The following is an 18,906-nucleotide window of genomic DNA, read 5'->3' on the forward strand; positions in this document are numbered from 1 at the left end:
CCCAGTCGAATACTCCCCCCAAACCCCAAGCAACCCCGCAGCCTCCAACTCAGCCACAAACTCCGCCCCCGCCCCCTCCACCCCACCAGCGATCTCCCGCACGGGTACACGCCCTCCCACCGTAGCGTGCACCACCGAGGCAGGAATCGCTGAGGCAGGGACGGCTGAGGCAGGCAGGCCTGAGGCAGGCACGCCCGATGAGGGCATGGCTGATGGGGGCATGGCTGATGGGGGCATGGCTGATGGGGGCATGGCTGATGGGGGCATGGCTGATGGGGGCATGGCTGATGGGGGCATGGCCGGCGCGCGCACCGCTGAACTGGACTCGACGGAACTGGACTCACCTGTCGCGGGCACACCCGATGCAGGGCCGCCAGAAGCAGACCCGCCAAGAGCAGCCCCCCCGCGAGCAGGGCCGCCCGAAGCCTGTTCGGCCTCCACGCGGGCATGTCGCGGGGGAACGGCCAAGCGCAGGACGTCCGACATGGTGCCCGCGTAACGGTCGGCGACCGCGCGGCACAGGGCCGCGATCTCGGGCGTCAGCACAGCCTCCGGGGACACCACCCGCTCCAGCCCGAGCAAGGCACCCTCGTGCTCACTGCTCTCGACCCGCTCCAGCAGAAACCCATCCGTGAGCTTCCCCGCGAACCGCACCCGCACCCGGCACCCGGCCACCGCGTCCGCATCCATCCCCGCACCCACGAGATAGTCGAACGGCCGATCCAGATGCGGCAACGGCGTATCCACCACCACGCGAGCCACCGGCGCCACATCCGCCGCGACGAAGGCCCCCTTCGCCTTCCCCCGCCCCTCCCCCGGAGCAGGCACACCCTCCAGAGCCGTCTGCCCATCGGCCACCGGCTCAGGCGAGAAGTCATCAGACGAGCTGGTCTCGTTCACCTCTCGGTCCTACCAGACCCCACCACCGCCCGGCACCAACAGCCCAGCACCACCCCCCACGACACCACCGCCTTCACCACACAGCCCCCCACCATCCCACTCCACCGACATTACCGACCCCCGCCCCATCACCCACTCGCCGCCATACAGCGACACCGACCCCGCCGTACAAAGTGCCCGCCAACCCGGCGCCAATTAAGCCCCACCCTCGTCACCGCAGGCCTGCCATGTTGCCGCACACCCGCCATAGGCGTCGCCCGGACAATCCAGAGCACCGGGAGAATCCCATGAGCGCGACCGCCGCCTCCCCCACCCACTTGCCGCCGCAAGACGGCGCCGACTTCGCCGTACAAGGTACCCACCGACCCGGCGCCGATTGAGCGCACCTGCGTTACCGCAGGCCAACCGTGAGCCATGGGCCAGCCATTTTGCGTGGGCCACCCGTGTGCCACAGACCAGGCAGCGCATCACCGGGAGAACCCGGAGCACCGGGAGAATCCATCGGTGGGGACCGACCCCCGATCCCTACCCGCTTGCCGCCATAAGACGGCGCCGACTTCGCCATACGGGGTGGCCGCCGACCCGGCGCCGATTCACACCCTGCTGCCGTGCACCGGCCCCATTGCGGCAAGCCGACAAGCGGATTGCCGCCAGAGTCCGGAGCCCGCGAGGACCCGGAGCACCGCAAGGACCCGGTGGGATGAGCAACCCCCGGTCCCTAGCCGCTTGCCGCCGTACGACGGCGCCGACATCGCCGTACAGGGTGCCCGCCGACCCGGCGCCGAGATCACACCCTGCTGCCGTGCACCAGCCGTACCGCGGCGAGCCCACCCGCGGCGACGCGCAGGATCCCGAGCACCGCGAGGGGCCGAGTGAGGATGAACGACCCACGATCCCCACTCGCTTGCCGCCGCAAGACGGCGCCGACTTCGCCGTACAGGGTGCCCGCCGACCGGGCGCCGATTTACATCCTGTTGGCGTGCACCAGCCTTATTGTGGCGAGACGCTCGCGGCGACGCGCAAGACCCTGAGCACCGCGTGGGTCGGAGGGGGTGAACGACTCCGATTCTCGTCCGCTTGCCGCCGTGAGGCGGCGGTGGCTTGGCTGGGTAGGGGGTCTGGCGGTGTGGCGTCGGTTCGTATCGGGATGCGCTGGAACCGTCGTATGCGGTGGGCCAGGCGTAGGTGGTGCCGTGGGGGGCGTGGGCAGGGAGGAGTTTCGCGGCCCGTTCAGCGGGCCGCGAAACTCTTGGGGGGGTTAGAGGCCGGTGGCCTGGCGGAGTTGGTCTACTCGGTCGGTGCGTTCCCAGGAGAAGTTGGGCTCTTCGCGGCCGAAGTGGCCGTAGGCGCTGGTGGAGGAGTAGATGGGGCGGAGGAGGTCCAGGTCGCGGATGATGGCGGCGGGCCTTAGGTCGAAGACTTCCAGGATGGCGCGCTGGATGGTGTCTACGTCTACCTTTTCGGTGCCGAAGGTCTCTACGAAGACGCCTACGGGCTGGGCCTTGCCGATGGCGTAGGCGACCTGGACCTCGGCGCGGTCGGCGAGGCCGGCGGCTACGACGTTCTTGGCTACCCAGCGCATGGCGTAGGCGGCGGAGCGGTCGACCTTGGAGGGGTCCTTGCCGGAGAAGGCGCCGCCGCCGTGGCGGGCCATGCCGCCGTAGGTGTCGACGATGATCTTGCGGCCGGTCAGGCCGGCGTCGCCCATGGGGCCGCCGATCTCGAAGCGGCCGGTGGGGTTGACCAGGAGGCGGTAGCCGTCGGTGTCGATGTCGAGTTCGGCGACGACCGGGTCGACGACGTGCTCCTTGATGTCCGGCGCGAGCATCTCCTTGAGGTCGATCTCAGGGGCGTGCTGCGTGGAGACCACGACGGTGTCGAGGCGCACAGGGCGGTCGCCGTCGTACTCGACGGTGACCTGGGTCTTGCCGTCGGGGCGCAGGTAGGGCACGGTGCCGTTCTTGCGGACCTCGGACAGGCGGCGGGACATGCGGTGCGCCAGCTGGATCGGCAGCGGCATCAGCTCGGGCGTCTCGCGGCAGGCGTAGCCGAACATCAGGCCCTGGTCGCCGGCGCCCTGGCGGTCGAGCTCGTCGACGCCCTCGCCCTCGCGGTGCTCATAGGCGTCGTCCACGCCCTGGGCGATGTCGGGCGACTGCGCGCCGATGGACACCGACACGCCACAGGAGGCGCCGTCGAAGCCCTTGTGCGAGGCGTCGTAGCCGATCTCCAGGATCTTCTCCCGGATGACGCCGGGGATGTCGACGTAGGTCTCGGTGGTGACCTCACCGGCGACGTGGACCTGGCCGGTGGTGATCATCGTCTCGACCGCGACCCGGCTCCGGGCGTCGTCTTTGAGCATCGCGTCGAGGATCGCGTCACTGATCTGGTCGGCGATCTTGTCCGGGTGGCCTTCGGTGACCGACTCGGAGGTGAACAGGCGGCGGGACAACTCAGTGGCTCCTCATGCAGCGGCTGCTGGCGACATGGCTCGGGGAACGAACGGCCCGAGCGCTCCGCTGAGTGTAGCCTCACCCCGCGCGGCAACGCTCTACCGTCTCGACCGGTGGTCGGCCGGCGACCTACAGATCGGGAAGCGGATCTCTGGGCAGGTCCCCCGGCGAGAACGCTTCGGTGTCCGCCGCCCCCACGACCGCGACGTACTCCTCGTCGACCTCGAAAACCGTACCACCCAATTTGATCCTGGGCCCGGCGGCGAACTCGACCGGGCCGAGTCTCGTGTTGCGCGGGTGCGTCGCCCACACCGCGGCGGGCTCATAACGGCTGAACACCTTGGTGGCGAGCACGGTGATGAACCGGTCGCTCACCAGGATCATGAAGTTGGCCACCCCGCCGGACCCGACCAGGCTCACCGGGAAGACGTAGTGGATGTTCTCGCCCGCGGGCAGGAGTTCTCGGCATCGTTGCCTGATGGCTGCGGTCACCGGCATCGTCCAGGCCCTCTCGCTCGGCCTTTGGGAAGGAGTATCCGCCGGGGGGACACGGACAGCAAGATGCGGGCCCTATAGCGTGACCGGTTCGCAGCGATCCAGCGGACGGAAAGCGAAAATCGCGCGCGGGATCGGAGGATGGGACGCCCCTGTCCCGCGGGAGAGCCGGGGACGGGCAGTAAGCGCGTCAGGGACGGGCAGCGGGCGCGGCGAGGGCGGACAGCGGGCGGGTAGCGGGCGGGGCGCTCAGGTGAGGCGGGCGGCCACCAGGGTCCACAGGGCGTCGGCCAGGGACTCCTTGGGGCCCCTGGGGACGTCGACGGGGTCGCCGCCCGCCACGAGGATCACGGCGGCGTTGTCGGGGGTGCCGAACGCCAGGCCCTCACCCACCTGGTTGACGACCAGCAGGTCGCAGCCCTTGCGTTCCAGCTTGGCCTGGCCGTTGGCGAGGGCGTCGTGGGTCTCGGCGGCGAAACCGGCGATCACCTCGGGGTACGGCTTGAGGCCCTGGCGGCGCCGGTCGCACAGCTCGGCGAGGATGTCGGGGTTCTTGGCCAGGCGGATCGGCTCCGGCTCCCCGTCGGTCTTCTTGATCTTGGAGTCGCTGGCCGCGACCGGCCGGAAGTCGGCGACGGCGGCGGCCATGACCACGGCGTCGGCCCCTTCGGCGGCCTCCAGCACGGCGGCGCGCATCTGCGCCGCGGACTCGACCCGGACCACGGTGGCCCCCGCGGGGTCGGGCAGGGCGACGTTGGCGGCCACGACGGTGACCCGAGCGCCGCGCGCGACGGCGGTGCGCGCCAGGGCGTACCCCTGGAGGCCGGAGGAGCGGTTGCCGATGAAGCGCACCGGGTCGATGGCCTCGCGGGTGCCCCCGGCGGAGACGACCACGTGGCGCCCGGCGAGGTCGGGCGCGCGGCCGGACAGGACGCGGCGGCAGACCTCGAAGATCTCGGCGGGGTCGGGCAGCCGCCCGGGGCCGGTGTCGGCGCCGGTGAGGCGTCCCACGGCGGGGTCGACGACGATCGAGCCGCGCTCGCGCAGCGTGGCGACGTTGGCGCGGGTGGCGGGGTGGTCCCACATCTCGGTGTGCATGGCGGGCGCGAACACCACCGGGCAGCGCGCCGTCAGCAGCGTGCCGGTGAGCAGGTCGCCCGCGAGGCCGTGCGCGGCCTTGGCGAGAATGTCGGCGGTGGCGGGCGCCACCACGACCAGGTCGGCGTGCTGGCCGATGCGGACGTGCGGCACCTCGTGCACCGACTCCCAGACCTCACTGGTCACCGGGTTACCCGACAGGGCCGCCCAGGTGGGCTCGCCGACGAAGCGCAGCGCGTCGCGGGTGGGGACCACCCGCACGTCGTGGCCGGACTCGGTGAACAACCGCAGCAGCTCGCACGCCTTGTACGCGGCGATGCCGGCGCCCACGCCGAGAACGACACGCGGGCGGGCGCCCTGGCCGGCGGTCATGGCCTCGGTCCCTGTGACTCGTGTGGCTCCGCTGGCCCTCGGCCGGAGGTCAGCCCTCGACCGGCTCGGAGGTCAGCAGGCCCTCGGAGATCTCGCGCAGCGCGATGGAGAGCGGCTTCTCCTGGGCGTGGGTCTCGACCAGGGGGCCGACGTACTCCAGCAGGCCTTCGCCGAGCTGGGAGTAGTAGGCGTTGATCTGGCGCGCCCGCTTGGCGCCCATGATGACCAGGCTGTACTTGCTGTCGACGACCTCGAGCAGCTGGTCGATCGGCGGGTTGGTGATGCCTTCGGCAACAGGGGCGGTGCCTGCCACGTCGTCGCCTCTCAGTCGGTTCGTGAAATACGTCTCGGCGAAGGATACCAAGTGACGCGCACCCCTCACGACGAGTCGCCGCCGCTCAGGTACGGGCGTACCGGGCGGGCGGGGTGGGCGCGGCGCCGCTCAGAAGCGGCCGGGGGGAGGGTCGTCGCGGACGAGCAGCTCCAGGAGCCTGCCGCAGACGTCCCCGATGGCGGTGTTGACCAGGGTGAGGTCGAATTCCTTCTCGGCCGCCATCTCGACGCGGCCGGCGGCCAGGCGACGGGCGATGACGTCCTCGGGTTCGGTGCCGCGGCCACGCAGGCGGCTCTCCAGCTCTTCCCAGCTCGGTGGGGCCAGGAAGACCAGGAGCGCCTCCGGCATGGTGTCGCGCACCTGCCGCGCGCCCTGCAGGTCGATCTCGAGCAGGGCGGGCACCCCGTCGGCGAGCTTGCGCTCGACCGGCCGGCGTGGGGTGCCGTACCGGTTGCCGGCGAACTCGGCCCATTCGAGCAGAGCGCCGTCGGCGACCAGACCGTCGAACTCGGGGCCGGACACGAAGAAGTACTCGACTCCGTGCGTCTCCCCCGGGCGGGGAGCCCTGGTGGTCACCGAGACCGACAGCCACACCTCTGGGTGGGACCGCCGAAGCTCGGCGACGACCGTGGACTTGCCCACGCCCGACGGGCCGGAAAGGACCGTCAGGCGGTTTCCCTTCGGTCCGGAGGAGAGGTCGGTCCCCTCCGGACTCCCGGATGGAGGCATGGGGTCACCGCCACGTGTCCCGAACCCCTCGAAAACGGGCGCTTGTCGAGCGCCCCTCTCTTCGGGCCAGGACGTACCGGTCACTCCACACCCCCGATAGTTCGTGCCGGCGTCCGCCGAGATCAGCTCTCGGCGCCGCCGAACTCGCGCTCCAAGGCGGCGCGCTGGTTCGCACCGAGACCCCGTACGCGACGGGACTCGGCGATACCGAGTCTCTCCATGAGCTGCTTGGCGCGGACCTTGCCCACGCCGGGGAGCGACTCCAAAAGGGCCGACACCTTCATCTTGCCGATGACGTCGTCGGTCTGACCATCCTTCAGCACCTCAGCCAGAGAAACCGCGCCGTGCTTCAGCCGGTTCTTGACCTCGGCACGCTCCTTGCGGGCCTTGGCAGCCTTCTCCAGGGCTGCGGCGCGCTGCTCGGGGGTCAGGGGAGGAAGAGCCACGCCGGGTCACCTCGAATTTCTGTCGATGTACTCGGACGGGAGGGGAAACTAGCTGGTCTTGGGCCCTTCAGGCAACGTCAAGACCAGTTTCTCCCCACATAAACTTCATTTCATCACCCTTCGTAGCCGACACATCGCTCTGTGTCGACAAAACCCGCCTGTACAGGCCCCTCACCGACCGGGGCGCCGAGCCGGCCCGCGACCCGGGACACGCCGCGCGAGGACGCGGCGGAGCCCGGGCGCGTCTCACCGGCCCAACCAATGAAAATGCCCGATTAGCAGCTCAACAGGCGTTTCATCCCACCCGCACGCTTTGCCGGAATGTGGGCTTTTTGACCGATCCGCCACAGCCAGTGACCGCCCGCGAGCAGCCCTCCTTCGACCCGTCTCCGCCACCGGGCCACCACGGGGCGTGATCATCCGCGGACGGCCCGACGGCGAACGGGGCACGAATCGGGGCTACCTCCGGGCACAATCGGTGACCGGCTGGGAACGCTCCGTCGCGGGTTTTCGTGCCGGGCCGGGGGCCGCGCCGCGGTGGGTGTCGCGCCGCGGTGGGTGTCGCGCCGCGGTGGGTGTCGCACCGCGGTGGTCAGCCGGGGACGACGCGGCGCAGGGCCGCGGCGATGCCCGCGGCGGCGGCGCCGGGGTCGGTGGCGGCCGTGATGGGGCGGCCGATCACGAGAAGATCGGCCCCGTCGGCGATGGCCTCCTCGGGAGTCGCTACTCTTGCCTGATCCTGGGTGTCCGAGCCGGCGGGGCGGACCCCCGGGGTGATGAGCATGATCTGCGGCCCGACCTCCGCCCGCACCGCGGCGACCTCGCGGGGCGAGCAGACCAGCGCCTGGGCGCCCGCGCCGACGGCCTCGACGGCCAGACGGCGCACGGCGTCCCCGGCGGGTCCCCGCACCCCCATGCGCTCCAGATCGGCCTCGGAAAGCGACGTCAGGGCCGTCACGGCGGCGATCCTGGTGTGCGGCGCGGCCTCCACCGCCGCCTTGATCATGGTGCGCCCGCCGGCGGCGTGCACGGTCAGGATGGCGGGCTTGAGCCGGGCCACCGCCCGGGTGGCCCCGGCGACGGTGTTCGGGATGTCGTGGAGCTTGAGATCGAGGAAGACCTGGACCCCGCTGGCCCCTCGCACCGAGGCCAGCACGTCGGGGCCGTAGCGCAGGTAGAGTTCGAGGCCGACCTTCACCGTGCTCACGTGCGGTGTGACCAGGGCAGCCCAGCGGGCCGCCGTCTCCAGATCCGGTGCGTCCAAGGCGACGGCGATGGGTGCGGACGTCACAGAGAGCTCTCCTCCAGGTCGATGCGGTGCCGGGGCCCGGCCCCGGGTGGTCGCTGGGCCAGGCCGACGGCGTCGGCCAGCCGCTCGAACCCGCGCTCCTTCAGGAGGTCCTCCAGCTCCCGCAGGATGCGCAGGCACGCGTAGGGGTCGTGGAACAGGGCGGTGCCCACCGAGACGGCGCAGGCGCCCGCCAGGATGAGCTCCAGGGCGTCCCTGCCGGTGAACACGCCGCCCATGCCGACGATGGGTACGCCGGGCAGCGCGGCGTGCACCTGCCACAGACAGCGCACGGCCAGCGGCCGGATGGCGGGCCCGGACAGCCCGCCGGTGCCCGCGGCGAGCGCGGGACGCATGGTGTCGACGTCGATGCTCATGCCGAGCGGGGTGTTGATCATCGCGAGGGCGTCGGCGCCGCCGTCCACGCAGGCGCGGGCCACGGCCACGATGTCGGCGGCGTCGGGAGCGAGCTTGGCCACCACGGGCACGTCGTAGCGCATGGTGGCGCGCACCGACGAGACCACCTCGGCCGAGGCCGCCGGGTCGCGCGCGAACACCCGCCCGAGGTCCTCGACGTTGGGGCACGACAGGTTGACCTCGATCGCCGTCACGCCGGGCGCGTCGGCGAGCCTGCGGGCCAGCGCGGTGTACTCGGCCACGCTGCCGCCGCCGATGGACACCACGACCCGCGCCCCCCGCTCGGCCAGGCGCGGCAGCTCGCGCTCCAGGAACACGTCCACGCCGGGGCCCTGGAGGCCCACGGCGTTCAGCAGGCCCGAGGGGGTCTCGGCCATCCGGGGGGTGGGCCGGCCGGCCCGGGGCGCCATGGTGATCGACGGGGTGACGAAGGCGCCGAGGCGCGACAGGTCGACGAACTGGGAGAGCTCGGCGCCGGTGGCCGCGCACCCGGCGGCCGTGGTGATCGGGTTGGCCAGTTCGACGTGCGCGAGGTACGTCCGCATGTCAACTGACATTTCGGGTGTGAGCACCGCCTTCCTGTGCTCGTCCCCCAGGCGCGCCCAGGGCGTCGAACGGGATGGTCCCGATGTCCTCGAACCGCACGCGCTCGCCGCGGAACACAGGCCCCTCCACGCAGGATCGCACCATGCGGGTCACGCCGTCGTCACCGATCACCGGGAGCACGCAGGTCATGCACACGCCGTAGCCGCAGGCCATGGACTCCTCGACGGAGACCTGGACGGGGATGTCGAACTCGACGGCGACCGCCGTCACCCCGCGCAGCATGTCCATCGGGCCGCACGCGTAGACCACGTCGGCCCGCGCGTCGGCGATCACCGAGGGCAGGGCGTCGGTGACGCGGCCGCGCAGGCCGAGCGAGCCGTCCTCGGTGGTCAGCGTGGTGGTCTCCCCGATGCGCCGGGCGCGCAGCGCGCCGAACACGCGGTCGGCGGACGCGGCGCCGAGCACGAAGTCGACCCGGCAGCCGCGCCGCTGCAGCACGTCGGCGAGCGCGAACAGCGACGCCGAGCCGTACTCGCCGCCGACCAGCACGCACACCACGGGGTCCCGCGGCACGGGGAACGGGCGGCCGAGGGGGCCCACCAGGTCCAGGGTGTCGCGGGCCTTGCGGTCGGCCAGCCAGGCGGTGCCCCGGCCGCGCACGGCGAAGACCAGCTCCACCGTGCCGCCGTAGTCGGGCTTGACGTCGTGCACGGCGAACGCGCGGCGGGCCGGCATCGAGGTGTACGGCCCGCCGACGGCCACCGAGACGAAGTGGCCGGGACGGAAGCGCTCGGCGATGCCGGGCGCGACCACCGTGAGGGCGTGATAGGCGTCGACACGGCGCGTGGTCAGCACCGTGCCGGTCACCTGTACCGCGGTACCGGCCGTCTCCTCCACCTCCCGCCGCGTCGTTCAGCCCCGCAGCCGCTCGGCGTGCTCCTGCAGCGACCGTACGCCCACCGAGCCCGCCGTTATCGCCTGGATGCCCTGCACGGCCGCACCGAGCCCTTGCACAGTGGTGACGCATGGGATGCCGCGCAGGACGGCAGCGGTGCGGATCTCGTAGCCGTCGAGGCGTGGCCCGGACTGGCCGGGTCCGCCGAAGGGGGTGTTCACGATGAGGTCGACCTCGCCGTCCAGGATGCGGGTCACGATGGTGGGCTCGCCGCCGGGGCCGGCGCCGTCGCTCTGCTTTCGCACGATCTTGGCATGGACCCCGTTGCGGCGCAGCACCTCCGCGGTGCCCTCGGTGGCGAGGATCTCGAACCCGAGGTCGGCCAGCGCCTTCACCGGGAAGATCATCGCCCGCTTGTCGCGGTTGGCCACCGACACGAACGCCCGCCCCTTGGTGGGCAGCGAGCCGTACGACGCCGCCTGCGACTTGGCGAAGGCCGTGCCGAACACCTCGTCGATGCCCATGACCTCGCCCGTGGAGCGCATCTCGGGCCCGAGGATGGTGTCGACCCCCAGGAACCGGTTGAACGGCAGCACGGCCTCCTTGACCGCGATGGGCGCGTCCAGCGGCATGCTGCCGCCGTCGCCGGTGCGCGGCAGCATGCCCTCGGCGCGCAGCTCCGCGATGGTGGTGCCCAGCATCACCCGGGCCGCCGCCTTGGCCAGCGGCACCGCCGTGGCCTTGGACACGAACGGCACCGTGCGGCTGGCCCGCGGGTTGGCCTCCAGGACGTACAGGACGCCCGTCGCCAGGGCGTACTGGACGTTCAGCAGGCCGCGCACGCCGACGCCGCGCGCGATGCCCTCGGTGGCCGCCCTGATGCGCTTGATGTCGTGGCCGCCGAGCGTGATGGGCGGCAGGGCGCAGGCCGAGTCGCCCGAGTGGATCCCGGCCTCCTCGATGTGCTCCATGACGCCGCCGAGGAACAGCTCCTCGCCGTCGAACAGGGCGTCCACGTCGATCTCGATGGCCTCGTCGAGGAACCGGTCGACCAGCACGGGGTGGTCGCCCGCGGCGCGCTCCATGTACGAGGCGAGCGTGTTCTCGTCGTACACGATGGCCATCCCGGCGCCGCCGAGGACGTACGACGGGCGGACCAGCACGGGGTAGCCGATCTCCTCGGCCACCTGCTGGGCCTGCGCCACCGTCATCGCGGTGCCGTGCTTGGGGGCGGGCAGCCCGGCCTCAGCGAGCACCCGGCCGAACGCGCCGCGGTCCTCGGCGAGGTGGATGGACTCGGGGCTGGTGCCGACCACGGGCACCCCCGCGTCCTTCAGCGCCTGGGCCAGCCCGAGCGGGGTCTGCCCGCCGAGCTGGACGATCACCCCGGCGACCGGCCCGGTCTCCTGCTCGGCGGCCACGACCTCGAGGACGTCCTCCAGGGTGAGCGGCTCGAAGTACAGCCGGTCGGAGGTGTCGTAGTCGGTGGACACCGTCTCGGGGTTGCAGTTGACCATCACGGTCTCGTACCCGGCGGACGACAGCTCGAACGAGGCGTGCACGCACGCGTAGTCGAACTCGATGCCCTGCCCGATGCGGTTGGGCCCGCTGCCGAGGATGATGACCTTGGGGCGGTCGCCGTAGGGGACCTCGGTCTCCTCGTCGTAGGTCGAGTACAGGTACGGCGTGCGGGCGGCGAACTCGGCGGCGCAGGTGTCGACGGTGTTGTACACCGGCCGCACCCCGAGCCCGTGGCGCAGCGCGCGCACCTCGGCCTCGGGCAGGCCGCGGATCTCGGCGATCTGCGCGTCGGAGAAGCCGTGCCGCTTGGCCCGCGTCAGTTCGTCCGCCGACAGCCCGCCCTCGCGCAGGGCCCGCGCCTCCTCGTCGATCAGGTACAGCTGGTCCAGGAACCACGGGTCGATGGAGGTGGCCTCGTAGAGCTCCTCCAGGGTGGCCCCGGCCCTGATGGCCTGCTGGGCGGTGCGCAGCCGCCCGTCGTGCGGGACGCGGCAGGCCGCCAGGAGCGCCTCCTTGTCCCCGACGTCGCCCGCCCAGCCGAAGGACGAGCCCTTCTTCTCCAGCGACCGCAGGGCCTTCTGCAGGGCCTCGGGGAAGGACCGGCCGATCGCCATGGCCTCGCCGACCGACTTCATGTGGGTGGTGAGGGTCTGGTCGGCCCCGGCGAACTTCTCGAACGCGAAGCGCGGCACCTTGACCACGACGTAGTCCAGGGACGGCTCGAACGACGCGGGGGTCTCGCGGGTGATGTCGTTGGGGATCTCGTCCAAGGTGTACCCGACGGCGAGCTTCGCGGCGATCTTGGCGATGGGGAAGCCGGTCGCCTTGGAGGCCAGGGCGCTGGACCGCGACACCCGGGGGTTCATCTCGATGACGATCATGCGCCCGGTGGCCGGGTCGACGGCGAACTGGATGTTGCAGCCGCCGGTGTCCACGCCGACCTCGCGGATCACCGCGATGGCCACGTCGCGCATGTTCTGGTACTCGCGGTCGGTGAGGGTCATCGCGGGGGCCACGGTGACGCTGTCGCCGGTGTGCACGCCCATGGGGTCGATGTTCTCGATGGAGCACACGATGACGACGTTGTCGGCCCGGTCGCGCATCACCTCCAGCTCGAACTCCTTCCAGCCGAGGATGGACTCCTCCAGGAGCACCTCGCTGGTCGGCGAGGCGTCCAGGCCGGCGCCCGCGATGCGGCGCAGGTCCACCTCGTCGTAGGCGAATCCCGAGCCCGCGCCGCCCATGGTGAAGCTCGGCCGCACCACCAGCGGGTAGCCGAGCTCGTCCACCGCGGCCAGGCAGTCCTCCAGGGTGTGGCAGATCACCGAGCGGGCCGACTCGGCGTTCAGGCCGTACTCGGCGGCCACCCGGGCCACGATGCCCTTGAACAGCTCGCGGTTCTCCCCCGCCTGGATGGCGTCGATGTCGGCGCCGATCAGCTCGACGTCGTAGCGTTCGAGCACACCCGCCTCGTGCAGCGCCACCGCGGTGTTGAGCGCGGTCTGGCCGCCGAGGGTGGGCAGCAGCGCGTCGGGGCGCTCCCTGGCGATGATCTTCTCGACGATGTCGGGGGTGATCGGCTCGACGTAGGTGGCGTCGGCGAACTCCGGGTCCGTCATGATCGTCGCGGGGTTGCTGTTGACCAGGATCACCCGGTAGCCCTCGGCCCGCAGCACCCGGCACGCCTGGGTGCCCGAATAGTCGAACTCGCACGCCTGCCCGATCACGATCGGCCCCGAGCCGATGACCATGATCGAGCGGATGTCGGTGCGCTTAGCCACGCCTGTCCCCCTCCGTCGCCCCGTTGCCCGCACGCGCCATCAGGGCGCAGAACTCGTCGAACAGGCCGGCGGCGTCGTGCGGCCCCGCGGCGGCCTCGGGGTGGTACTGCACGCTGAACGCGGGATAGTCCAGCAGGCGCAACCCCTCCACGCAGTCGTCGTTCAGGTTGACGTGGCTGACCTCCGCGCGGCCGTACGGCGTGCCGAACGGGCCGTCCAGCGGCGCCTGGACGGCGAAGCCGTGGTTGTGCGCGGAGATGTCCACCTTGCCGGTGCGGCGGTCCTGGACGGGCTGGTTGACCCCCCGGTGGCCGTACCGCAGCTTGTAGGTGCCGAGGCCGAGCGCGCGGCCGAGGATCTGGTTGCCGAAGCAGATGCCGAACACCGGTGTGCCGGACTCCATCACGCCGGCGAGCGTCCGGACGGCGTAGTCCGCGGCGGCCGGGTCGCCCGGCCCGTTGGACAGGAACACCCCGTCGGGGCGCAGCGCGAGCACCTCGGCCGCGGGGGTGGCCGCGGGCAGCACGTGCACCTCGCAGCCCCGCTCGGCCATGCGGTAGGGCGTCATGGCCTTGATGCCGAGGTCCAGCGCGGCGACGGTGAACCTCTTCTCGCCGTGCGCGGGCACGACGTACGGCTCGGCGGTGGACACCTGCGTGGCGAGGTCCGCCCCCACCATCGAGGGGCTCAGGCGCACCCGCTCGGCCAGCTCCTCCACCGGGGCGTGCGGGCCGGTGAACACCCCGGCGCGCATGGCGCCCCGCTCGCGCAGGTGGCGGGTCAGGGCCCGGGTGCCCGGCATGGCGATGCCCACCACGCCCTGGGCGCGCAGCTCCTCGTCGAGGGTGCGGCGCGAGCGCCAGTTGGAGGCGATGCGCGCGGGCTCGCGCACCACGTACCCGGCCACCCAGATGCGGGACGACTCGGGGTCCTCGTCGTTGATGCCGGTGTTGCCGATGTGCGGGGACGTCATCGCGACGATCTGCCGGTGGTACGACGGGTCGGTCAGGGTCTCCTGGTAGCCGGTCATGCCGGTGGAGAACACCATCTCGCCGAACGTCTCCCCCTCGGCGCCGTACGGCGTGCCGTGGAAGGCTCGGCCGTCCTCCAGCACCAGGACGGCCGTGCCCGTGGTCGCGCGCGTCACGTGAGCTTCCCTTCAGAAACGGTGGGGCGGCCGCGCAGGAACGTCGCCACGACCCTCCCCGGCAGCGTCATGCCCACGTAGGGCGTGTTACGGCTCCGGGAGGCGAACCCCGAGGGGTCCACCTCGGCGCGGGCGGAGGGGTCGACCAGGGTGACGTTGGCGGGCGCCCCGGCGCGCAGCGCGGCGCCGTGGCCCGCCACCCGGCCGATGCGGGCCGGGCGGACGGACATGCGGTCGGCCACGCCCGCCCAGTCGAGCAGCCCGGTCTCCACCATGGCCTCCTGGACCACCGACAGGGCCGTCTCCAGGCCGATCATGCCCATGGCCGCCGCGGGCCACTCGGTCTCCTTGTCCTCCACCGGGTGCGGCGCGTGGTCGGTGGCCACGCAGTCGATGGTGCCGTCGGCGAGGGCCTCGCGCAGCGCCCGCACGTCGGCGGCGGTGCGCAGCGGGGGGTTCACCTTGTAGATCGGGTTGTACGGGCCCGCGGGCGAGCTCTCCGCGCGGGCGTCGGTGAGCAGCAGGTGGTGCGGGGTGACCTCGGCGGTGACGTCCCAGCCCTTGGACTTGGCCCAGCGGATGATCTCCACCGAGCCTGCCGTGGAGACGTGGCAGACGTGCAGCCGGGAGCCGACGTGCGCCGCCAGCAGGCAGTCGCGTGCGATGATCGCCTCCTCGGCGACGGCGGGCCAGCCCGCCAGGCCGAGCCTGCCGGACACCTCGCCCTCGTTCATCTGCGCGCCCTCGGTCAGCCGGGGCTCCTGGGCGTGCTGGGCGATCACCCCGTCGAACGCCTTGACGTACTCGAGCGCGCGGCGCATCAGCACCGCGTCCGAGACGCACACGCCGTCGTCGGAGAACACCCGGACCCGTGCCGCGCTGTCGGCCATCGCGCCGAGCTCGGCGAGCTGGGTGCCCTTCAGGCCCGCGGTGACCGCGCCCACCGGGCGCACGTCGCAGTGCCCGGCCTCCTGGCCGAGCCGCCACACCTGCTCCACCACGCCGGCGGTGTCGGCGACCGGGGAGGTGTTGGCCATGGCGTGCACGGCCGTGTAGCCGCCGAGCGCGGCGGCGGCCGTGCCCGACCCGACGGTCTCGGCGTCCTCCCTGCCGGGCTCGCGCAGGTGGGTGTGCAGGTCGACCAGGCCGGGCAGCGCGACCAGGCCGCCGGCGTCCACGCGGGCCGCGCGGCCGCCGTCCACCTCGCCCGGCGCGCCGACCTCGGCGATGTGGGCGCCGTCGATCAGGATGTCGCACGGGTCGCCGCCGAGCAGGCGGGCGCCCGTGAGAAGGTACGTCACTTGTCTCCCCCGATGGCGGGCTCGGAACCGGACAGCAGCAGGTACAGGACGGCCATGCGCACTGTCACGCCGTTGGTGACCTGCTCGACGATGGTCGAGCGGACGGAGTCGGCCACGTCCGCGGCGATCTCCATGCCGCGGTTCATCGGGCCGGGGTGCATCACGATGGCGCCGTCGGGCATCCTGCCGAGGCGGTCGGTGTCCAGGCCGTAGCGGCGGCTGTACTCCCGGGCCGAGGGGAAGAACGAGGCGTTCATCCGCTCGTGCTGGACGCGCAGCATCATGACCACGTCGGACTTGGGCAGCACGGCGTCGAAGTCGTAGGAGACCTCGCACGGCCAGCCGTCCATGGAGACCGGCAGCAGCGTGGGCGGGGCCACCAGTGTGACCTGGGCGCCGAGGGTGTGCAGCAGGTGGACGTTGGAGCGGGCGACCCTGCTGTGCAGCACGTCGCCGACGATGGTGACCCGGCGGCCGTCCAGGTCGCCGAGGCGGCGGCGCATGGTGAAGGCGTCGAGCAGCGCCTGGGTGGGGTGCTCGTGGGTGCCGTCGCCGGCGTTGACGACGCTGCCGTCCACCCAGGTGGCCAGGCGGTGCGGCGCCCCGGAGGCGCCGTGCCTGATCACGACGGCGTCGGCGCCCATGGCCTGCAGGGTGAGCGCGGTGTCCTTCAGGCTCTCGCCCTTGGAGACGCTGGAGCCCTTGGCCGAGAAGTTGATCACGTCGGCGGACAGGCGCTTGGCGGCGGCCTCGAACGAGATGCGGGTGCGGGTCGAGTCCTCGAAGAAGAGGTTGACGACGGTGCGCCCGCGCAAGGTGGGCAGCTTCTTTATGGAACGGTCCGAGACCCGCGCCAGTTGCTCGGCGGTGTCCAGGACGAGCAGGGCGTCGTCGCGTGACAGGTCGGCCGTGGACAGCAGATGGCGTTTCATCAGTGGCCTCCCCGCAGCAGGACGGCGTCCCTCTGGTCGGTCTCCCGCAGGCACACGCGCACGGTCTCGGCGCGCGAGGTGGGCAGGTTCTTGCCGACGTGGTCGGCGCGGATGGGCAGTTCCCGGTGGCCGCGGTCCACCAGCACGGCGAGCCGCACGGCCGTGGGGCGGCCGAGGTCGTTGAGGGCGTCCAGGGCCGCGCGGACCGTGCGGCCGGAGTACAGCACGTCGTCCACCAGGATCACGATGCGGCCGTCCACGCCCTCGGCGGGCAGGTCGGTGCGGCCCAGGGCGCGGGCGGGCTTGAGCCGCAGGTCGTCGCGGTACATGGTGACGTCGAGGGAGCCGAAGGCCACCGCGTGGCCCTCGACCTGTTCGATGCGGTCGGCGAGCCTGCGCGCCAGGATGGTGCCCCTGGTGGGGATGCCGAGCAGGAGGAGGTTCTCCGGTCCCTTGGCGCGTTCGAGGATCTCGTGGGCGATGCGGGTGAGGGCCCGGTTGATGTCCGGGGCCTCGAGCACTGCCCGCTCGCCTTCGCGCGCCTGGTCACCGTCGTGCGCCGTCTTTTGGGCGCCGTCCATGAAGGTCACCGCCTTTCCCGCCTCACAGGACGGGTCTTAAAGGAAGTTTGACCCCACCACCGTAGCAGCCCTCCGAGGAAGGCTCCGTCCGGGTGTACAGTCCCGCAAGCTGCGCAGATGCCCGTATAGTGGGCGCCGACCAGCGGGCCACCCGGCCCCGTGCCGTGCCTCCCGACGGCGCGGCGCGCCGCGGCGGGTCCGAGCGGGGCGGCTTCGGCCGGTGAAACCGACGCTGCGTAGGTGACTGACCAGATCAGGGCCGAACCGGACAGGATTCGGCATCTTTTTTCCAATCAGCTTGACCAATCACGCCCACACCTTTACCGTCACTGTCCGTAACCACACCTCGCGACGTTCTCGGATAAACCCCGACGCAGTGGTCACGGTTGGTGCCTGCCCCGGGCACCAGACCCGCGCGTCGGGTGATACGTCGCAAGGCGCACAATTAGTGAGAACGTTCATAGAAAGCCGGGGGGCCACACATGCCGTCTGACTACGCCAAGTCGCTGGGGGCGCGCCTTCGCGCCATCCGCACCCAGCAGGGACTTTCGCTGCACGGAGTCGAGGAGAAGTCGCGGGGGCGATGGAAAGCCGTCGTCGTCGGCTCCTACGAGCGTGGTGACCGGGCTGTGACCGTGCAGAAGCTGGCCGAGCTGGCCGACTTCTACGGAGTGCCGGTCTCGGAGCTGCTCCCCGGCGGCTCCGCGCCGAGCCCGCTTGGACCGACACCCAAGCTGGTGATCGACCTTGAGCGCCTCGCCCAGCTGCCGAAGGAGAAGGCCGGCGCGCTCGCGCGGTACGCGGCCACCATCCAGAGCCAGCGCGGCGACTACAACGGCAAGGTGCTGTCGATCCGCCAGGAGGACCTGCGTTCGCTTGCCGTCATCTATGACAAGTCCCCCACCGAGCTGACCGAGGAGCTCATCAACTGGGGAGTCCTGGACGCCGAGGCGCGCCGCGCCGTCGAGTCCTTCTGACGCACCGCGACGGGCCGGGCCGCCCGCTACGCCACAGGCCGTAGCGGGAGCGTCGCCCCCACGATCGCGTAGCGCTCGTAGCCACCGGGGAACACGAAGGCGCCGAGCAGGTCCACGAAACCCAGCCGCCGGTACAGATGGCGTGCCGCCGTCGGCTGGTCGTGGGTGGACAACACGGCGGTGCGCTCGGCCCGGCCCTCGCACAATCCCTGCACCAGGCGCCGTCCTATGCCTTTGCCCTGGTAGTCGGGGCGCACGTGGATCTCCGCGATCTCCAGGGCGTCGCCGAACCACGCCAGGCCCGCGTCCCGGCCCGCCCGGTCCTCCAGCGCGCGGCGCACCACGTCGTGCCACCACTGGCCGGGCGCGCCGTGGAACGCGTAGCCGAACCCCGCGACCACGTCGCCGTCGGTCTCGGCGAGCAGGCAGGTGAAGTCGGGGAACGTCGCGTGGTTGCGCATGATGCCCTGCCGCCCGGTCAGCTGCTCGGCCGGGGGGCGCATGGCCGCCGTGTAGATCTCGATCACGGTGTCCAGTGCGGCAGTGAACCCTTCCGGACCGGTGCGTCGCAGTTCGATCACTTTTCGCACATTAGCAGGGCTCCGATACCCCCAGGGTCGAAACCGGGTCAAAGCGATCTTGCCCCCCGATTTCCCCACCCGGCGCACCGCCGCCCCCGCTCGGCGCATCAAC

Annotated in this window: 17 protein-coding genes; 1 reads left to right on the forward strand and 16 read right to left on the reverse strand. The window is 71.7% G+C overall.

Annotated features, from left to right (window positions below; all coding sequences use genetic code 11):
* From ACFP1K_RS31190 to pyrR, 15 genes are all read right to left on the reverse strand, one after another.
* On the reverse strand, positions 1 to 900 hold a 900-nt coding region (locus ACFP1K_RS31190), incomplete at its 3' end, for a primosomal protein N' family DNA-binding protein (protein ID WP_449329166.1).
* A 1,258-nt stretch (positions 901 to 2,158) separates the two neighbouring features.
* A complete protein-coding gene (gene metK, locus ACFP1K_RS31195) occupies positions 2,159 to 3,352 on the reverse strand; it encodes a methionine adenosyltransferase (protein ID WP_380760042.1) in 1,194 nt (397 codons plus the stop codon).
* Between the two features lie 130 nt (positions 3,353 to 3,482).
* The gene (locus ACFP1K_RS31200; RefSeq protein WP_449329167.1) at positions 3,483 to 3,845 is read right to left on the reverse strand and encodes a hypothetical protein; all 363 of its coding nucleotides are present in this window, start codon (positions 3,843 to 3,845) and stop codon (positions 3,483 to 3,485) included.
* Between the two features lie 252 nt (positions 3,846 to 4,097).
* Entirely contained in the window at positions 4,098 to 5,318 is a 1,221-nt protein-coding gene (coaBC, locus tag ACFP1K_RS31205; RefSeq protein WP_380760046.1) for a bifunctional phosphopantothenoylcysteine decarboxylase/phosphopantothenate--cysteine ligase CoaBC, read from the reverse strand.
* A 49-nt stretch (positions 5,319 to 5,367) separates the two neighbouring features.
* Positions 5,368 to 5,631, reverse strand: coding sequence for a DNA-directed RNA polymerase subunit omega (rpoZ, locus tag ACFP1K_RS31210; RefSeq protein ID WP_380760048.1), 264 nt, complete (start codon positions 5,629 to 5,631; stop codon positions 5,368 to 5,370).
* Positions 5,632 to 5,760: 129 nt separating this feature from the next.
* Positions 5,761 to 6,381: a guanylate kinase gene (gmk, locus tag ACFP1K_RS31215; protein ID WP_380760050.1), complete on the reverse strand. Its 621-nt coding sequence runs from the start codon at positions 6,379 to 6,381 to the stop codon at positions 5,761 to 5,763.
* A 122-nt stretch (positions 6,382 to 6,503) separates the two neighbouring features.
* On the reverse strand, positions 6,504 to 6,827 hold the full coding sequence (gene mihF, locus ACFP1K_RS31220; protein WP_114031276.1) for an integration host factor, actinobacterial type: 324 nt from the start codon (positions 6,825 to 6,827) through the stop codon (positions 6,504 to 6,506).
* Positions 6,828 to 7,419: 592 nt separating this feature from the next.
* On the reverse strand, positions 7,420 to 8,118 hold the full coding sequence (pyrF, locus tag ACFP1K_RS31225; RefSeq protein ID WP_380760054.1) for an orotidine-5'-phosphate decarboxylase: 699 nt from the start codon (positions 8,116 to 8,118) through the stop codon (positions 7,420 to 7,422).
* Positions 8,115 to 9,089, reverse strand: a complete 975-nt coding sequence (locus ACFP1K_RS31230; RefSeq protein ID WP_380760056.1) for a dihydroorotate dehydrogenase — start codon at positions 9,087 to 9,089, stop codon at positions 8,115 to 8,117. The genes pyrF and ACFP1K_RS31230 overlap by 4 nt, the downstream gene beginning before the upstream one ends.
* Positions 9,079 to 9,975, reverse strand: coding sequence for a dihydroorotate dehydrogenase electron transfer subunit (locus ACFP1K_RS31235; protein ID WP_380760059.1), 897 nt, complete (start codon positions 9,973 to 9,975; stop codon positions 9,079 to 9,081). The genes ACFP1K_RS31230 and ACFP1K_RS31235 overlap by 11 nt, the downstream gene beginning before the upstream one ends.
* Before the next feature lie 15 nt (positions 9,976 to 9,990).
* Complete coding sequence (gene carB / locus ACFP1K_RS31240; protein WP_380760061.1) at positions 9,991 to 13,275, reverse strand: carbamoyl-phosphate synthase large subunit; 3,285 nt, start codon at positions 13,273 to 13,275, stop codon at positions 9,991 to 9,993.
* The gene (gene carA / locus ACFP1K_RS31245) at positions 13,268 to 14,422 is read right to left on the reverse strand and encodes a glutamine-hydrolyzing carbamoyl-phosphate synthase small subunit (protein ID WP_380760063.1); all 1,155 of its coding nucleotides are present in this window, start codon (positions 14,420 to 14,422) and stop codon (positions 13,268 to 13,270) included. The genes carB and carA overlap by 8 nt, the downstream gene beginning before the upstream one ends.
* Positions 14,419 to 15,723, reverse strand: a complete 1,305-nt coding sequence (locus tag ACFP1K_RS31250; RefSeq protein WP_380760065.1) for a dihydroorotase — start codon at positions 15,721 to 15,723, stop codon at positions 14,419 to 14,421. Before ACFP1K_RS31250 ends, carA begins: the two co-directional genes overlap by 4 nt.
* Complete coding sequence (locus ACFP1K_RS31255; protein WP_380760067.1) at positions 15,720 to 16,655, reverse strand: aspartate carbamoyltransferase catalytic subunit; 936 nt, start codon at positions 16,653 to 16,655, stop codon at positions 15,720 to 15,722. Before ACFP1K_RS31255 ends, ACFP1K_RS31250 begins: the two co-directional genes overlap by 4 nt.
* The gene (gene pyrR / locus ACFP1K_RS31260) at positions 16,655 to 17,236 is read right to left on the reverse strand and encodes a bifunctional pyr operon transcriptional regulator/uracil phosphoribosyltransferase PyrR (RefSeq protein ID WP_380760069.1); all 582 of its coding nucleotides are present in this window, start codon (positions 17,234 to 17,236) and stop codon (positions 16,655 to 16,657) included. The genes ACFP1K_RS31255 and pyrR overlap by 1 nt, the downstream gene beginning before the upstream one ends.
* A 482-nt stretch (positions 17,237 to 17,718) precedes the next feature.
* Here pyrR and bldD point away from each other — a divergent pair, with 482 nt between their 5' ends.
* Positions 17,719 to 18,213 carry a transcriptional regulator BldD gene (gene bldD / locus ACFP1K_RS31265; protein ID WP_189166358.1) on the forward strand — a complete coding sequence of 165 codons (495 nt, stop codon included), beginning with the start codon at positions 17,719 to 17,721 and terminating at the stop codon, positions 18,211 to 18,213.
* A 26-nt stretch (positions 18,214 to 18,239) separates the two neighbouring features.
* On the opposite strand, the gene ACFP1K_RS31270 is transcribed toward bldD, so the two are convergent.
* The gene (locus tag ACFP1K_RS31270) at positions 18,240 to 18,794 is read right to left on the reverse strand and encodes a GNAT family N-acetyltransferase (RefSeq protein ID WP_380760072.1); all 555 of its coding nucleotides are present in this window, start codon (positions 18,792 to 18,794) and stop codon (positions 18,240 to 18,242) included.
* Positions 18,795 to 18,906 lie beyond the last annotated feature (112 nt).

Source organism: Sphaerisporangium aureirubrum (assembly GCF_042658925.1).
GTDB classification, from domain to species: Bacteria; Actinomycetota; Actinomycetes; order Streptosporangiales; family Streptosporangiaceae; genus Sphaerisporangium; species Sphaerisporangium aureirubrum.

What these genes read in the sequence shown, in the direction of transcription:
- coaBC (WP_380760046.1), bottom strand. Translation starts at nt 5,318, where the DNA reads ATGACCGCCGGCCAGGGCGCCCGCCCGCGTGTCGTTCTCGGCGTGGGC.
- gmk (WP_380760050.1), bottom strand. Translation starts at nt 6,381, where the DNA reads ATGCCTCCATCCGGGAGTCCGGAGGGGACCGACCTCTCCTCCGGACCG.
- ACFP1K_RS31230 (WP_380760056.1), bottom strand. Translation starts at nt 9,089, where the DNA reads ATGTCAGTTGACATGCGGACGTACCTCGCGCACGTCGAACTGGCCAAC.
- ACFP1K_RS31255 (WP_380760067.1), bottom strand. Translation starts at nt 16,655, where the DNA reads ATGAAACGCCATCTGCTGTCCACGGCCGACCTGTCACGCGACGACGCC.
- pyrR (WP_380760069.1), bottom strand. Translation starts at nt 17,236, where the DNA reads ATGGACGGCGCCCAAAAGACGGCGCACGACGGTGACCAGGCGCGCGAA.
- bldD (WP_189166358.1), top strand. Translation starts at nt 17,719, where the DNA reads ATGCCGTCTGACTACGCCAAGTCGCTGGGGGCGCGCCTTCGCGCCATC.